The organism is Bacillus sp. NEB1478, from assembly GCF_031582965.1.
Lineage (GTDB): Bacteria > Bacillota > Bacilli > Bacillales > Fictibacillaceae > Fictibacillus.
In genome coordinates this window covers 2,152,100-2,168,078 of the sequence record NZ_CP134049.1, presented here as the reverse complement: position 1 = coordinate 2,168,078, position 15,979 = coordinate 2,152,100, and the positions used below count along the sequence as shown (strand labels likewise).

At 37.8% G+C, this 15,979-nt stretch carries 17 protein-coding genes; all 17 read left to right on the top strand.

The genetic code is table 11. From position 1 onward, the window contains the following. Window positions 1-16: 16 nt before the first annotated feature. The 17 genes from RGB74_RS10640 (at window position 17) to RGB74_RS10560 (ending at window position 15,915) form a co-directional block, all read left to right on the top strand. Window positions 17-2,017, top strand: a complete 2,001-nt coding sequence (locus RGB74_RS10640; RefSeq protein WP_310759294.1) for a chemotaxis protein CheW — start codon at window positions 17-19, stop codon at window positions 2,015-2,017. A 15-nt stretch (window positions 2,018-2,032) separates the two neighbouring features. Continuing rightward, a complete protein-coding gene (locus tag RGB74_RS10635; protein ID WP_310759293.1) occupies window positions 2,033-2,503 on the top strand; it encodes a chemotaxis protein CheW in 471 nt (156 codons plus the stop codon). A gap of 1 nt (window position 2,504) precedes the next feature. Then, window positions 2,505-3,134 carry a chemotaxis protein CheC gene (locus RGB74_RS10630; RefSeq protein ID WP_310759292.1) on the top strand — a complete coding sequence of 210 codons (630 nt, stop codon included), beginning with the start codon at window positions 2,505-2,507 and terminating at the stop codon, window positions 3,132-3,134. Beyond that, a complete protein-coding gene (locus RGB74_RS10625) occupies window positions 3,131-3,619 on the top strand; it encodes a chemotaxis protein CheD (protein ID WP_310759291.1) in 489 nt (162 codons plus the stop codon). The genes RGB74_RS10630 and RGB74_RS10625 overlap by 4 nt, the downstream gene beginning before the upstream one ends. A gap of 31 nt (window positions 3,620-3,650) precedes the next feature. Next, on the top strand, window positions 3,651-4,415 hold the full coding sequence (locus tag RGB74_RS10620; protein WP_310759290.1) for a FliA/WhiG family RNA polymerase sigma factor: 765 nt from the start codon (window positions 3,651-3,653) through the stop codon (window positions 4,413-4,415). A 14-nt stretch (window positions 4,416-4,429) separates the two neighbouring features. Beyond that, entirely contained in the window at window positions 4,430-5,797 is a 1,368-nt protein-coding gene (locus RGB74_RS10615) for a flagellar assembly protein A (RefSeq protein WP_310759289.1), read from the top strand. Between the two features lie 24 nt (window positions 5,798-5,821). Beyond that, complete coding sequence (locus RGB74_RS10610) at window positions 5,822-6,097, top strand: hypothetical protein (protein ID WP_310759288.1); 276 nt, start codon at window positions 5,822-5,824, stop codon at window positions 6,095-6,097. Between the two features lie 10 nt (window positions 6,098-6,107). Next, a complete protein-coding gene (locus tag RGB74_RS10605) occupies window positions 6,108-6,527 on the top strand; it encodes a DUF6115 domain-containing protein (RefSeq protein WP_310759287.1) in 420 nt (139 codons plus the stop codon). 158 nt (window positions 6,528-6,685) lie between these two features. Next, the gene (gene rpsB / locus RGB74_RS10600; RefSeq protein WP_310759286.1) at window positions 6,686-7,411 is read left to right on the top strand and encodes a 30S ribosomal protein S2; all 726 of its coding nucleotides are present in this window, start codon (window positions 6,686-6,688) and stop codon (window positions 7,409-7,411) included. A gap of 96 nt (window positions 7,412-7,507) precedes the next feature. After that, window positions 7,508-8,386 carry a translation elongation factor Ts gene (gene tsf / locus RGB74_RS10595; RefSeq protein ID WP_310759285.1) on the top strand — a complete coding sequence of 293 codons (879 nt, stop codon included), beginning with the start codon at window positions 7,508-7,510 and terminating at the stop codon, window positions 8,384-8,386. Between the two features lie 310 nt (window positions 8,387-8,696). Further along, window positions 8,697-9,422: a UMP kinase gene (gene pyrH, locus RGB74_RS10590; RefSeq protein WP_066393724.1), complete on the top strand. Its 726-nt coding sequence runs from the start codon at window positions 8,697-8,699 to the stop codon at window positions 9,420-9,422. Then, window positions 9,422-9,979, top strand: coding sequence for a ribosome recycling factor (gene frr, locus RGB74_RS10585; protein ID WP_310759284.1), 558 nt, complete (start codon window positions 9,422-9,424; stop codon window positions 9,977-9,979). Before pyrH ends, frr begins: the two co-directional genes overlap by 1 nt. Window positions 9,980-10,179: 200 nt before the next feature. Next, window positions 10,180-10,938, top strand: a complete 759-nt coding sequence (locus RGB74_RS10580) for an undecaprenyl pyrophosphate synthase (protein WP_310759283.1) — start codon at window positions 10,180-10,182, stop codon at window positions 10,936-10,938. Between the two features lie 9 nt (window positions 10,939-10,947). Next, entirely contained in the window at window positions 10,948-11,736 is a 789-nt protein-coding gene (locus tag RGB74_RS10575) for a phosphatidate cytidylyltransferase (protein ID WP_310759282.1), read from the top strand. A 16-nt stretch (window positions 11,737-11,752) separates the two neighbouring features. Beyond that, entirely contained in the window at window positions 11,753-12,910 is a 1,158-nt protein-coding gene (gene dxr / locus RGB74_RS10570; protein ID WP_310759281.1) for a 1-deoxy-D-xylulose-5-phosphate reductoisomerase, read from the top strand. A 5-nt stretch (window positions 12,911-12,915) separates the two neighbouring features. Beyond that, window positions 12,916-14,178 (top strand): RIP metalloprotease RseP, encoded by a 1,263-nt coding sequence (rseP, locus tag RGB74_RS10565; protein WP_310759280.1) that lies wholly within the window; start codon window positions 12,916-12,918, stop codon window positions 14,176-14,178. Window positions 14,179-14,205: 27 nt separating this feature from the next. Then, entirely contained in the window at window positions 14,206-15,915 is a 1,710-nt protein-coding gene (locus RGB74_RS10560; protein ID WP_310759279.1) for a proline--tRNA ligase, read from the top strand. Window positions 15,916-15,979 lie beyond the last annotated feature (64 nt).

Genomic DNA, 15,979 nt, shown 5'->3' with positions numbered 1-15,979 from the left:
ATTGGAGGTTAGTATTATGGAAATGACACAGTATCTTGATATTTTTATAGAAGAAAGCAAAGAACACTTACAATCGATTAACCAGCAAGTATTATTACTTGAAAAATCGCCTGAAGAATTAACGATTGTTAATGAAATTTTCCGTTCAGCACATACACTGAAAGGGATGTCTGCCACAATGGGCTATGAAGACCTTGCGAATCTGACTCATTGTATGGAAAACGTCTTGGATGCGATTCGTAATAAAAAAATCACCGTTACATCTGATGTGCTTGATGTACTTTTTGCGTCACTCGATCATTTAGAAGCCATGGTATTAACAATCTCAGAAGGCGGTTCTGGAAAACGTGACGTTTCTGAAACAGTGCTTCAATTAGAAACACTGGAAAAAGGTCAATCAATTCAGTCACCTGCTGTAAATACGGCAGTTTCTGACACAGCACTTTCTAATTCGTACGACCAGTATGAAAGACAAATTATTCTTCAATCGAAAGAACAAGGGTTTCAAGCCTATGAAATGAAAATCAGCCTTCGAAACGATTGCATCTTAAAAGCTGCTCGCGTTTATATGATCTTTGAAGTGTTAGAACAGATCGGAGAAATTATTAAAACATTGCCTTCGGTAGATAAGCTGGAACAGGAACAATTTGAAAATGATTTTAAACTTTCGCTCCTTACGAAGGAAACGAGTGAAGAAGTAAAACAAAGAATATTAAAAGTTTCCGAGGTCGATGAGGTTTTAATTTCAGAAATAAATGGAATTGAAAACCAAAAGGAACCGACTGATCCTTTGGTGCATAACGCAGCTGAGCATGATGTGAAAAAGACGGAAAAAACGAAAGAAGAGTCATCATCAAATCATGCTGGGAGTAACAAAACAATCCGGGTAAACATCGAAAGACTCGATCAGCTCATGAACTTGTTTGAAGAACTTGTTATCGACAGAGGCAGATTGGAAGAAATTTCAAAAAACCTTAAGAATTCTGACTTGAATGAAACGGTTGAAAGAATGGCCCGAGTTTCAGGGGACCTTCAAAGCATTATACTGACGATGCGAATGGTTCCGGTTGAAACTGTTTTTAACCGTTTTCCAAGGATGGTACGGGGTCTATCAAAAGATCTGCAGAAGAAGGTTAATCTAGAGATCATCGGTGCAGAAACGGAGCTTGATCGTACTGTTATTGATGAAATCGGAGATCCGCTTGTACATTTGCTTAGAAATTCTATCGATCATGGAATTGAAAAGCCTGACACAAGACAATCATCAGGAAAAAATGAAACGGGTACGATCTACTTGAGAGCTTATCATAGCGGTAATCATGTCTTTATTGAAATTGAAGACGATGGAGCCGGCATTAATAAACAAAAAGTAGTAGAGAAAGCTTTGGAAAATGGCATTATCACGAGAGAAATGTCAGAAAATTTGACGGATAAACAGTGTTTTGAATTATTATTCGCTTCAGGATTTTCAACTGCTGAAGTGATTTCCGATATATCTGGCCGCGGAGTGGGACTGGATGTAGTGAAAAACAAGATTGAATCTTTAGGCGGCATCATAACAGTTGATTCAACTCCCGGATATGGAACAATTTTTTCTATTCAGCTGCCTCTAACCTTATCGATCATGTCTGTCATGCTGATTGAAGTACAAAAAGAAAAGTATGCGATACCACTTTCTTCCATAATAGAAACAGCTATTATCAAAAAAGAAGAAATCCTTACTGCTCATAATCAGAAAGTGATCGACTTCAGAGGTAAAGTTGTACCTTTAGTTTTCTTAAAAGAAATCTTTGAAGTACCTTTAACGCTTGGCGAAAGCAGTCACTTACCAGTTGTCATAGTGAAAAAAGGAGATAAGATGGCTGCACTGGTTGTTGATTCATTCATTGGCCAGCAAGAAATCGTGCTAAAATCTCTCGGTGAATATTTAACCTCAGTCTTTGCAATTTCAGGAGCTACGATATTAGGTGATGGACAAGCGGCTTTAATTTTAGATTGCAACGCTCTTATTAAATAACAAGGGGTCGATAAAATGTCAGAAATAAATGATCTAAAAGTAATTGTTTTTCAATTAAAAGATGAAGAGTACGCAGTACCAGTTCAGGATGTAAAATCCATTGAAAGAATGCAGCACATTACAAGAATTCCAAGAACGGCTCCTTTCATTAAAGGGGTAATTAATTTAAGAGGGATTGTTACACCGATTATTGATTTGCGATCACGGTTTGAATTAGAAGAAATGGAATATACAGATTCAACACGTATCATAATTGTATCCGTTGGAACGATGGAAGCAGGATTGATTGTAGATGCTGCAAACGATGTGCTCGACTTAAATGCTGAAACTATTGAAGCGCCGCCAGAAGTAGTTGGGGGTGTAGATGCAGAGTATATCAAAAGTGTAGCAAAAGTGGATAAAAGACTACTTGTGTTAGTGGATCTTTATAAAGTGCTTAATCCAGAAAAGCTGGATGTAATGACGCATTCAGAAAGAAGCAGGTAGGATGGATTTCACAAAAATTAAACCTATACATCTCGATATCCTTCGTGAAATTGGAAATATCGGAGCGGGTCATTCTGCGACTGCTCTTTCTACCCTATTAAATAAAGCAGTTGATATGAAGGTGCCATCCGTCAAAGTAATTTCATTTGATGAGATTACTGAAATGGTTGGTGGCTCTGAGAATATTGTAGCCTCCGTTTTTTTAAGAATTGTAGGAGAAGCTCCAGGCTGTATGTTCTTTATGCTTCCTTTAAAACAGGCTGAACAGCTGCTTTTTGATATTTTTGGAGGGCATGATATACAGCTCGAGGATGGTTTTACCTCTGAAATGTCTCTATCTGCACTGCAAGAGATAGGCAATATATTATCAGGGTCTTATCTAACAGCGTTTTCTGATTTTACAAAACTGAACCTCCAGCCTTCTGTTCCTGCGACAAGTATTGATATGGCAGGAGCTATTCTCAGTTTCGGTTTGTTAGAAATATCAACTGTGAGTGATTTTGCAATTGTAATTGATACTGCTTTTGTTGACATGAAAAATGATGACGAAGTTAAAGGACACTTTTTTCTGCTGCCTGATCCAGGATCGTTTGAAAAAATTTTTAAATCACTAGGAGTTCCATTGGCATGAGTGACATCGTAAAAGTGGGGATTGCTGAGTTAGATCTTGCAGTACCACCTGACACTATTAGGACAACAGGTCTAGGATCTTGTGTTGGTGTTGTTCTGTATGACGAAGTAAAAAAAATAGCTGGCCTGGCTCATGTTATGCTGCCAGATTCCACTTTAGCAAAAGCAGCCTCCCTTAATATTGGAAAGTATGCAGATACAGCCATCAAAACGTTGTATGACATGCTAATAAAAAAAGGGGCTATCAGAAGAAATCTGAAAGCAAAGATTGCTGGTGGAGCGCAGATGTTCCAATTTACTTCTGGCAGTGAAATGATGAGAATTGGACCAAGAAATGTAGAGAGTGTAAAAACAATGTTAGCAGAGTTAGGTATACCTATTATTGCAAGTGATGTTGGCGGTTCAAGCGGCAGAACAATTGAATTTAATCCTGAAAGTGCACAACTGTCAATCAAAACTGTGAACATGGGTACAAAAATTTTGTAAGGAATTTCACTAATAAAAGAGGAGGATTACCATGACGGAGCCATCTTTAGTAGAAGAACAATCTTGTTGGGAAAAATGGAACAAGAGCCGTGATCGTGAAGCAGGTGATGTACTGCTTCGTGCATATATGCCCCTTGTTAACTATCATGTACAGCGTATATCGGTAGGCCTGCCTAAAAGCGTCAATAAAGATGAGCTTCGATCACTCGGGATGCTCGGGTTATATGATGCATTAAAGAAATTTGAGCCGGAGCGAGATTTGAAGTTTGATACATATGCATCTTTTAGAATCAGGGGTGCAATACTTGATGGACTTCGAAGGGAAGATTGGCTACCGCGCAGTATGCGAGAAAAAACAAAAAAGGTTGAAGCGGCTATTGAAAGGTTAGAGCAGCAAAACCTTCGTACTGTCAGCCCGAAAGAAGTAGCAGAGGAAATTGGGTTTACAGAAAATGAAGTCACATCTGTTATGTCTGAGAGTTTCCTTGCTAATGTTCTATCGATCGATGAGGAGAACAAAGAATCGGATAGCCGCGAAAAAGTCTCGTATACCATTGAAGATAAAAAGGTAATAACACCTGAGAACAGTCTTCTTCAAGAAGAGCTCCATAAGGAACTTGCAAGTGTAATTAAAGAACTATCAGAAAAAGAACAGCTTGTTGTAAGTTTGTTCTATTACGAAGAATTAACATTGACTGAAATCGGCCAAGTGCTTGGTTTATCCACATCTAGAATTTCACAAATTCACTCAAAAGCATTGTTTAGAATTAGGCAGGTTCTTAAACGTTATATGTAAGGGGTTAAGGAGAAATGGATCAGTGGTTCAGCATTGAAACTAAAGACAAAGATACGAAAGCAATTTTGTTTAAAAAAGATCATGTTGATTTTTCAAACATAGATATCACGGAAGATATGGTATCAAAATGGTTAAAAGAAAAAAACATTCAACACGGAATTCGATCTGAAGTTGTTTATCAGTTGATGCAAAACCTTGAAGGCATTCATTTTCCGGTCATTATAGCTGAAGGGAAGCTTCCAGAAGATGGGGCTGCTGCACAGCTAGTACCTGTCATTGGTACAGAATTTACTATTGAACATGATAGTAATGTCAGAATAGATTTTAAAAGGCTCTTAAAGATTCCTACCGTTTCGTCTGGACAGCTGATTGCCCGCAAAAAAACCGCTACTGAAGGAAGACCTGGAATATCAGTCTTTGGAAAACCGATTCCTGCTAAAAACGGGAAAGAAATAAATATAAAAAATGGAGAAAATACGTTTTTTCATTTGGAAGATCTGGGAATCTATGCAACGGCTGACGGAGAGGTGAGTTTTAATACTCATAGTGTTAATGTTTATCCGGTTTATCGAGTGAATGGCGATCTGTCATTGAAAACGGGTCATATAGATTTTATAGGAAATGTGCATGTAACAGGAGATGTACCTTCTGGCTTTAAAATTCAAGCTAAAGGTGACATCCGTATTGAAGGCCTGGTAGAAGCAGCTGAAATTACTACTCCAGGGTCAATCGTAATCGCTGGAGGTGTTTTAGGACAAGGGAAAGGCTCCATTCGATGCGGGGGGAATTTCACAAGTCTTTATGTGAACCAAGGCAGGATTTTAGCGGGGGAAAGTATTGAAGTGGCACAATCGATCCTCTACAGTCACTGTGAAGCAGGAAATAACATTTTTTGTGTAACAGCTAAAGGGAATATTTCTGGTGGGACAATTAAGGCAGGAAACCAGATTCATGCAAATGAAATCGGAAATGAAACGTATACAAAAACGTTTATATATATGGAAGAGCAAGAGTTAGACAACCAATCAATAATGGAAATAGAACAAAAAATTACCGAGTTGCAGAAAACTTTAGAAAAGCTTCAACAATTAAAAGATGCGATTGTGAGACAATCAGCACAACCATCGGGTTCAAGCCAATCAACGATAAATAGAATTGAAATGACTTTGAATCAAACGGCTGAGCAGTTATCAATGTTGAATGTAGAAAAAATCAAGCATATTACTTCAGAACAGAATGAGAAAGCTCAAATTACGATAAAAGGAACCTTATATCCAAATGTAGAAATTAGTATGGGGAAGTATAAACGAAAAGTTCAGTCCCCATTTCACTCAGCAAAAGTATTTATGGAAGATAAGGAAATCGTAATACATTCCCTATAAAGCTGTAATGAGGATGTGAAGCCTGTGAGTTTGAAATTAATTGAACTTCAAGTAGCTATTCCAAGGACGATTGATGCTGCAAAAACAGCAAATGATCTTTCGCAAAAAGGATTGCTTCAACAATTTCATACAACAGAATCCAATCGCAAAAGCTCTCATTTGGATTCAAAGAAAGTAACGAAAAAAGAGAAAACAGATCAAAGTGTATTTCATAAAAACAATCAGGAAAATCTAACAGACAAAAATTCTGCGGGAAACAAGCATCCGTACATAGGCATGAATATCGATTATTCGGGGTAGGTGATTACCGATGAGCATTTTTATTTTTATAAGTATACTACTGCATATTGCCTCACTTTATTTTATCTTTATATTATGGAAAAAAGGTGAGCAAATTAAGACCAGTTCGTTAAATGGACAAGAAATGCAAGACATAGAAATACTCTTAGAAGAGTTCTCTGTGGAAATGAAAGACGAGAATGAAAAATTAAAGCAACTTATTTTAAAATATCAATATGAATCAAATTTAAAACAAAATGATGAAACTGAGCCTATTACAAATAACGATTCTGATTCATCTTCAATTCTACAAAATGAAAAGATAGATGAAGATAAAGACAAAAAAGAAGTCATAATATTGTCGAAACAAGGGTTTTCTTCAACTGAAATTGCGAAAAAGTTAAATCGCGGCAAAGGAGAAATTGAGCTCCTTTTAAGATTTTATGGTTAAACAATGATTAAGGACTTGCGGAAACAACGCGAAATATGTTATATTATTTCTCGGTGTTAATCACACACGTTTGTGGATTTAAGCAATGTGGTGCTGCTTATTTGCAGTTATTGCTTGAAGCTGAAACAAACGGAGGAAAAAACCTAGGAGGTGCCATTATGGCAGTAATTTCAATGAAACAATTGTTAGAAGCTGGTGTACACTTTGGTCATCAGACTCGCCGTTGGAATCCGAAAATGTCTCGTTACATTTTCACAGAAAGAAACGGTATCTACATTATCGATCTTCAAAAGACGGTAAAGAAAGTAGAAGAATGCTACAATGTTATGCGTAACATCGCAGCAGACGGCGGAAAAATCCTTTTCGTTGGTACTAAAAAGCAAGCTCAAGATTCAGTTAAGGAAGAAGCTGAACGTTCTGACATGTACTACATCAACCAACGCTGGTTAGGTGGTACATTAACTAACTTCGGTACAATCCGCAAGCGTATCAACCGTTTGAAGGATCTTGAAAAAATGCAAGAAGATGGTACTTTTGAAGTACTTCCTAAGAAAGAAGTTATCCTTCTTAAAAAAGAAATGGAACGTCTTGAAAAGTTCTTAGGCGGAATTAAAGAAATGAACAAGCTTCCAGATGCATTATTCGTAGTTGACCCTCGTAAAGAGCGTATTGCGATTGCTGAAGCTCGTAAATTAAACATTCCGATCATTGCTATCGTTGATACTAACTGTGACCCGGATGAAGTAGATCACGTTATCCCTGGTAACGATGACGCTATCCGTGCAGTTAAACTTCTTACTGGTAAGATGGCTGACGCTATCATCGAAGCTAACCAAGGCGGAGAAGAAGTAGCAGAAGCTGCTGAAGAAGAAACAACTGCTTAATTAATTAAATGGAATGCACAAGGGTGGTAGAGGGGATGACCCTTTATCACCTTTTTAAATGTAAAGAACTACATATTACACAAGGAGGCAAAAATCATGGCTATTACAGCACAAATGGTTAAAGAATTGCGTGAAAAAACAGGCGCAGGTATGATGGATTGTAAAAAAGCATTAACTGAAACTGATGGAAACATGGAACAAGCGGTTGATTATCTTCGTGAAAAAGGTATTGCGAAAGCTGCTAAAAAAGCAGACCGCATCGCTGCTGAAGGATTAACTTCAGTTGTTGTTGATGGCAACAAAGCGGTAATCCTTGAAGTGAACTCTGAAACAGATTTCGTTGCTAAAAACGAAAACTTCAAAAACCTGATTGCTGAACTAGGAGAACATATCTTAGCTACTGAGCCTGCTTCTGTAGAAGACGCTTTGGCATCAGAATACAAAGGTTCTTCAGTTAATGATTACATTAACGCTGCTATTGCTAAAATTGGAGAAAAGTTAACTCTTCGCCGTTTTGAAATCTTGAAAAAAGATGAAAATGCTGCGTTTGGTGCATACCTTCACATGGGTGGAAGAATTGGTGTTCTTTCTGTTGTTGAAGGAACTACAGATGAGGGTGTTGCAAAAGATGTAGCGATGCATGCTGCTGCTGTTAACCCTAAATATATCTCTCGCGATCAAGTGAGTGAAGACGAAGTGGCTCGTGAGCGCAAAGTATTGACTGAGCAAGCTCTTAACGAAGGCAAGCCGGAAAATATCGTAGCTAAAATGGTTGAAGGACGTCTTGGGAAATACTTCGAAGATATTTGTATGAATGACCAATCTTTCATCAAAGATCCAGACCAAAAAGTTGGTAAGTATGTAGCTTCCAAAGGTGCTACTATTAAAGCCTTCGTTCGTTTTGAAGTTGGAGAAGGTCTTGAGAAGCGTGAAGACAACTTCGCTGAAGAAGTTATGTCTCAAGTGAAAAAGTAAGCACTAGTTTGAAAAAGGGGAGCACGTTGTGTTTCCCTTTTTTCACTATAATCATATAAAACCAATTTAAGGCTCTTATCTAAAAGATTGTTTTCTTCATTGAAAAGGTTAATTGTAGTGGAAGATGCGAGACTCCTGCGGGATCAGTGGGCCAGGTGAGACCTCTCTAGGCGCAAAGTGCCGAGGGCTCTCCGCACACCCCGCGGAAAGCGAGCAATCTGCAACGGAAATTAACCTCATTCAAAAGCAACAAAGTTTGCGAAAACAGCCTTTTATAAAGAAAATAATGTTTAAGGTGATGGAGGGACAAATGACTACTTCAAAATATAAACGAGTCGTCTTGAAATTAAGTGGAGAAGCTTTAGCAGGTGAGCAAACATCGGGTATCGATCCCAAAATTGTTCAATCTATCGCTGAGCAAGTAAAAGAAATTGTAGAATTAGACGTAGAAGTTGCTGTAGTTGTAGGCGGCGGTAATCTATGGCGCGGAAAAACAGGCAGTGAAATGGGTATGGACCGTGCATCAGCAGACTACATGGGAATGCTTGCTACTGTTATGAATTCTTTAGCACTTCAAGACAGTCTCGAAAATATCGGGGTTCAAACAAGAGTACAAACATCTATTGAAATGCGTCAAGTTGCTGAGCCTTATATCAGAAGAAAAGCCATTCGTCACCTAGAAAAAAAACGCGTGGTCATTTTTGCTGCAGGAACTGGTAATCCATACTTCTCTACTGATACAACAGCTGCACTAAGAGCAGCAGAAATCGAAGCAGAAGTCATCCTAATGGCGAAAAACAATGTAGACGGTGTTTATTCCGCAGATCCAAAACTTGATGAAAATGCTGTTAAATACACAACTTTATCTTATCTTGATCTTCTAAAAGATGGATTAGCAGTAATGGATACAACGGCTTCTTCATTATGTATGGACAATGATATTCCGTTAGTTGTTTTTTCCATCATGGAAGAAGGAAACATTAAACGTGCAGTTGCTGGTGAAAAAATTGGAACAGTTATAAGGGGGAGAAACTAATGGCAAAGGAAGTTTTAACTCAAGCAGAAGAAAAAATGCAAAAAGCGATTGGTTCATTAAGACGTGAATATTCAACGCTTCGTGCAGGAAGAGCAAATCCTTCATTGTTAGACAGAGTTCAAGTTGATTATTACGGAACACCAACTCCTATTAACCAATTAGCTGGTGTTACTACACCTGAAGCAAGACTTTTAGTTATTCAGCCTTATGATAAAACAGCAATGGGGGATATTGAAAAGGCGATTCTGAAATCAGATCTTGGCCTTACACCGTCTAATGACGGCCAGGTGATTCGTATCGCTATCCCAGCTCTAACGGAAGAAAGAAGAAAAGAGTTAGTTAAACTTGTTAAGAAGTTTGCTGAAGAAGCAAAAGTAGCTCTGCGCAACATTCGCCGTGATGCTAATGACGATTTGAAGAAACTTGAAAAAGAAGCTGAGATTACAGAAGATGAACTTCGCCGCTACAATGATGATGTTCAAAAACTTACTGACAAATATACTTCAGAAGTTGATTCTGTAAGTTCAAATAAAGAAAAAGAAATCATGGAAGTATAAAGCTTTTCCATGTACAATTAAATAAAAAAAGCCCTCTTTAAAGGGGGCTTTTTTATTAGAGACAATATTACCTGGTTGATTAGAATTTTATTGAATTATCAGGTGATATAGGCAATAAGGAAACATGCATAGCTGATAGAATGTAATTGTAAAGTTCAGTTAAGTTTCTTTATGAAGTCTGGAAAGATGGAGGCTTATACATGCTTGACAAGCTTTTCTTTAGAAAAAAAAGTCATGAACAAAAATGGGATGTAAATGATAATATCCCATCACATGTGGCAATAATTATGGATGGAAATGGCCGATGGGCAAAAAAGAGAGCAATGCCCAGAATTGCTGGTCATCATGAAGGAATGAAAACTGTAAAAAAAATCGTTAAAGAAGCCAATAAGATCGGGATAGAAGTGCTCACACTTTATGCTTTTTCAACTGAGAACTGGAAGAGACCGCGTGAAGAAGTAGACTTTCTTATGAAGCTTCCCGGAGAATTTTTAAGTACATTTCTACCGGACCTGATTAAAGAGAATGTACAAGTTAGAATCATGGGAAAGAAAGAATTGCTGCCTCTGCATACGATTAAAGCAGTAGATCAAGCAATTGATAAGACAAGCGGTAATACAGGAATGATTTTGAATTTTGCTCTAAATTACGGCAGCCGCGATGAAATAACAGAAGCAGTCAAATCGATCGCTACAGATATTAAAAGCGGAAAAATTGATCCATCACAGATTAATGAATCAACAATCGAAGGGTTCTTAATGACGAATGATTTAAGAGATCCCGATCTTCTAATTCGAACTAGCGGAGAAATACGGTTAAGCAATTTTATGCTATGGCAGCTCGCCTACTCCGAATTTTGGTTTACTGATGTATTATGGCCGGATTTTTCAGAAGATCATTTAAGACAGGCTGTATCACAGTATGCACAGCGCGGCAGAAGATATGGCGGTATAAAATAAGGAGGACATATGAAACAAAGGATTATTACAGGTGTGATTGCGGCTGTTCTATTTATAGGAATCACACTCTTCGGAAGCTGGCCATTTTCACTTCTTATTCTCCTGCTTGCAGGTATTGGGATATATGAGCTTTTAAGAATGAAAGGCATGCAAAAAACTTTTGTTGGAATTATTGGTTATCTATTAACGATTTTCCTAGCTTTGCCTGAACAGTGGATGGAGTATGTCGAACCTTTTTCGAAAATAGATGCACTTATACTTTCCGTACTTATTTTATTGGTTGTTACAGTTGTGCAAAAAAACGAAACTGAATATAATCATATTTCTTTTGTATTGTTTAGTACGATATATGTTGGTTTCGGATTTTATTATTTAGCTGAAACAAGGCTTTTAGAAAATGGGATACAGATATTGTTTGTTATCCTTTTTATGATTTGGGCTACTGACTCTGGAGCATACTTTGTAGGGAAATCAATGGGTAAACGCAAACTATGGCCGATTATCTCTCCGAATAAAACGATAGAAGGTGCAATCGGAGGAATATTTTTCTCCATCATAGTCGCTATGATTTGTTATTTTACAAGCTTTGTTGATTTATCACTGCCTGCGATTCTTGCAATATCCGTTTTAGTAGGTATATTTGGTCAAATAGGTGATCTCGCTGAGTCTGCATATAAACGAATTTATGATGTGAAGGATTCAGGTAATCTTCTCCCAGGTCATGGCGGAATTCTAGACAGACTGGACAGTGCCTTATTTGTATTTCCGTTGTTACACGTGCTTCATTTGTTAGGATGAGCTTAAGGGGGATATTATGAAGTCTATAAGTTTATTAGGTGCTACAGGTTCAGTAGGACAACAAACACTTGATGTGATTGCATCACATCCTGAAGTCTTTAAGCTTAGTGCGATGTCAGTAGGTAGAAACATCGATGCTGCAGAAGAAATCATTCAGAAATTCAAACCTGAAATTTGTGCAGTTCAGAACGAAGGGGAAGCCAGCAAACTGCGGTCGCGAATAAATACGGGGACAAAGATTGTTTCTGGAATGGACGGGCTTATAGAAGCTGCCATCTCTACAGATTCTTCGATCGTTGTTAATGCAGTTATTGGCAGTGTTGGTCTGCTTCCGACTTTAAAAGCCATCGAATCGAGAAAGACAATCGCACTTGCAAATAAAGAAACGCTTGTCACTGCTGGTCATTTAGTAATGGAAAAAGCTAAACAGCATAATGTTGCGATCCTTCCTGTTGATTCTGAGCATTCAGCTATCTACCAATGTTTAAAAGGAGAAAAATTAGAACAAGTTGAGAAATTAATCTTAACAGCATCAGGCGGCAGTTTTAGAGATAAATCTCGGGATGAATTGAAAAATGTTACTGTAAAAGAAGCCTTGAACCATCCTAATTGGTCAATGGGGGCTAAAATTACGATCGATTCGGCTACGATGATGAACAAAGGGCTAGAAGTGATCGAGGCACATTGGCTATTTTCATTCAATTATTCAAAAATAGACGTCATTTTACATAAGGAAAGTATCATACACTCTATGGTAGAGTTCGCTGATACAAGCATTATTGCTCATCTGGGACAACCGGATATGCGAGTGCCGATTCAATATGCGCTTACACATCCAGAGAGACTTGAATTAGTTAGCGGGAAAAGGTTAAACTTATGGGAAGTCGGTAAGCTGCATTTTCAAAAAATGGATTATGACCGTTTCAGATGTTTAAAGCTTGCCTTTGAAGCAGGAAACATGGGCGGATTAATGCCTACTGTATTAAATGCTGCGAATGAAAAAGCGGTAGAATTATTTTTAAATGGTCATATAACATTTCTTGAAATAGAGGAAATGATTGAACAAGCTCTGCTCAAAGCAGTAAATGTCAGCAGACCAGAATTAGATGCAATTCAAGAAACAGACCAAAGGACTCGGGAGTTTGTAGAGTCACTATTAAACAAAGGCAGGTAATGGAAATGAACACTGTGATAGCCATTATCATTATTTTAGGGGCTTTAATTTTCTTTCATGAATTAGGACACCTTTTACTGGCTAAACGCGCCGGTATTTTGTGCCGGGAATTTGCAATTGGATTTGGCCCGAAAGTGTTCGCATTCAAAAAAGGGGAAACAGTTTATACAATTCGTCTATTACCACTTGGGGGATTTGTTCGTATGGCTGGGGAAGACCCTGAAGGAATCGAATTAAAGGCAGGTCACAGAGTTGGATTGATTTTCAACAATGCTAATGTAGTGGAAAAAATAATTGTGAATCATCGGGAAAAATACCCTGTACAAAAAACAATAACGATAGAAAAAGCAGATCTTGAACATGATTTAACATTGTCTGGCTTTGAAAATGAAGAAACAGGTTCAACTACTTATAAAGTAAAAGAAGATGCACTATTTGTAGCAGATCATCAAGAAATGCAAATTGCTCCTTATAATCGTCAATTCGGATCAAAAACGATTATGCAAAGAACACTTGCTATTTTTGCAGGTCCGTTAATGAATTTTTTACTTGCTTTCATAATTTTAGTTACCTTTTCACTTATCCAAGGCATTCCAACGAATGAGTCAAGACTTGGAACTCTTCAAGAAAACGCTGCAGCCGATAAAGCAGGTCTTCAAAAAGGGGACAAAGTGGTTGCCATCCAAGGCGAAAAAATGAACGACTGGAAAGAGCTTGTGTCTGTCATACAGCAAAATCCTGGCGAAAAAATGATGTTTACGATCAAACGAGATGGTAAAGAAAAAGTAGTTCCGATTACTTTAGGTTCTCGTAAAGGGGCTGGCGACCAGAATGAAGGCTTTATTGGTGCGCATCCTTATACTGAATCATCGGTACTTGGTTCTATTCAATATGGTGCAAAACAAACTTGGTTTATGACAACAGCCATTTTTACAGGGCTCAGTGAACTCATCACAGGTCAGCATGGAATTGATCAATTATCCGGTCCATTAGGAATATATGAATATACGGATCAAGCAGCAAAAGCAGGAATTTTTATGCTGCTGCAATGGGCTGCAATCTTAAGTATTAACCTGGGGATTTTTAATTTGCTGCCTCTCCCGGCACTTGATGGCGGAAGATTGTTGTTTTTAGGTGTTGAAGCACTAAGAGGAAAGCCAATTGATCCGCAAAAAGAAGGATTAGTTCATTTTATTGGTTTTGCATTTTTAATGCTTTTAATGCTGGTTGTTACATGGAATGACATACAGAAAATTTTTCTTAGCTAAAACAGGGTTATTTGAGGAGAAGAGATAATGAAACAAAGTCAGTTGTTTTTGCCAACACTAAGAGAAGTACCTGCAGATGCTGATGTGAAAAGTCATCAGATGCTCTTAAGAGCAGGTTTTATTAGACAAAACGCAGCAGGGATCTACTCATTTTTGCCACTTGGTAAAAAGGTGCTGCATAAAATAGAAAATATCGTACGTGAAGAAATGAACCGTGCTGGTTCACAAGAAATGATGATGCCGGCACTGCAGCTTGCTGATCTTTGGCAAGAAAGCGGAAGATGGTATAGTTACGGCCCTGAGCTGATGAGACTAAAGGACCGCCATGAACGGGATTTTGCGCTAGGAGCAACACATGAAGAAGTAATTACGAGCATTATCCGTGATGAAGTAAAATCATACAAAAAACTTCCATTAAATTTGTATCAAATTCAAACAAAGTTCAGAGATGAAAAACGTCCCCGTTTTGGTCTCTTGCGCGGACGAGAATTTATTATGAAAGATGCTTATTCCTTCCATGATAAACAAGAAAGCCTGGATGAAACATATGAAACCATGAAAGGTGCATATTCTGCTATCTTTAGACGCTGCGGCCTGAATTTCCGAGCAGTACTTGCCGATTCAGGATCAATTGGCGGTAAGGATAATCATGAATTTATGGTTTTATCAGAAATCGGAGAAGATTTAATTGCCTATTCCACAGAATCAGATTTTGCGGCAAACATAGAAATGGCTCCTGTTGTATTAAATGAAAAAGCAGATGCAGAACAACAGCGAAAAATGGAAAAAGTTGAAACGAAGGATGCTAAGACTGTGGAAGAACTTTCTGCTTTATTAAATATTCCTACTTCAAAGATTATTAAATCATTGCTTTATTTAGCCGATGGACAACCTGTACTTGTTTTGGTCCGGGGTGACCATGAAGTAAACGAGATTAAATTAAAAAATGTACTATCAGCAGATGAAGTGTCTCTTGCTTCTGAAGAAGATGCAGTAAAATGGTTAAATACAAAACCAGGTTCAATTGGTCCTGTTTCAGTTGATAAAGAAGTGAAAATTATCGCAGACCAAGCAATTCCATGTATGGTGAATTCTGTTTGCGGTGCGAATGAAGAAGGCTATCATTATATTAACGTAAATGCAGAAATCGATTTTGAAATCCATCAAACGGCAGATCTGCGGTTTGTCATTGAAGGTGATCTTTCACCAGATGGAAGAGGAACGATTGTTTTTGCAAAGGGAATTGAAGTAGGACATGTCTTTAAGCTTGGGAAAGTATATAGTGAACCTATGAAAGCTTCTTATTTAGACGAAAACGGAAAAAACCAAATCATGACTATGGGCTGTTATGGTATTGGAGTTTCAAGAACTCTTGCCGCTGTGGCAGAAGAAAACAATGACGAAAATGGTTTAGTTTGGCCGCTTGCTCTTACACCTTTTGATATCCATTTAATAGCTGTTAACAGCAAAAATGCAGAGCAATCTTCATTATCGGAAGAATTATATGAACAGCTGAAAAGCCAAGGGTACGATTGTTTATATGATGACCGTAATGAGCGTGCAGGGGTTAAATTCACAGATAGTGATTTAATCGGTATACCTATTCGTGTTATGGTAGGGAAGAAAGCAGGAGAAGGTATTGTAGAAATAAAAATTCGCAAAAATGGTGAATTAATGGAAGTGCCTGTTTCTGAACTAATCGAAGTATTGAAAAGGGAATATGATAAGCTGGCTTAATTATTAAGAAGGTGCCTCAATTTCTGGGGTACCTTTACCTTTGTATTTTAAGTATGCTGTACTC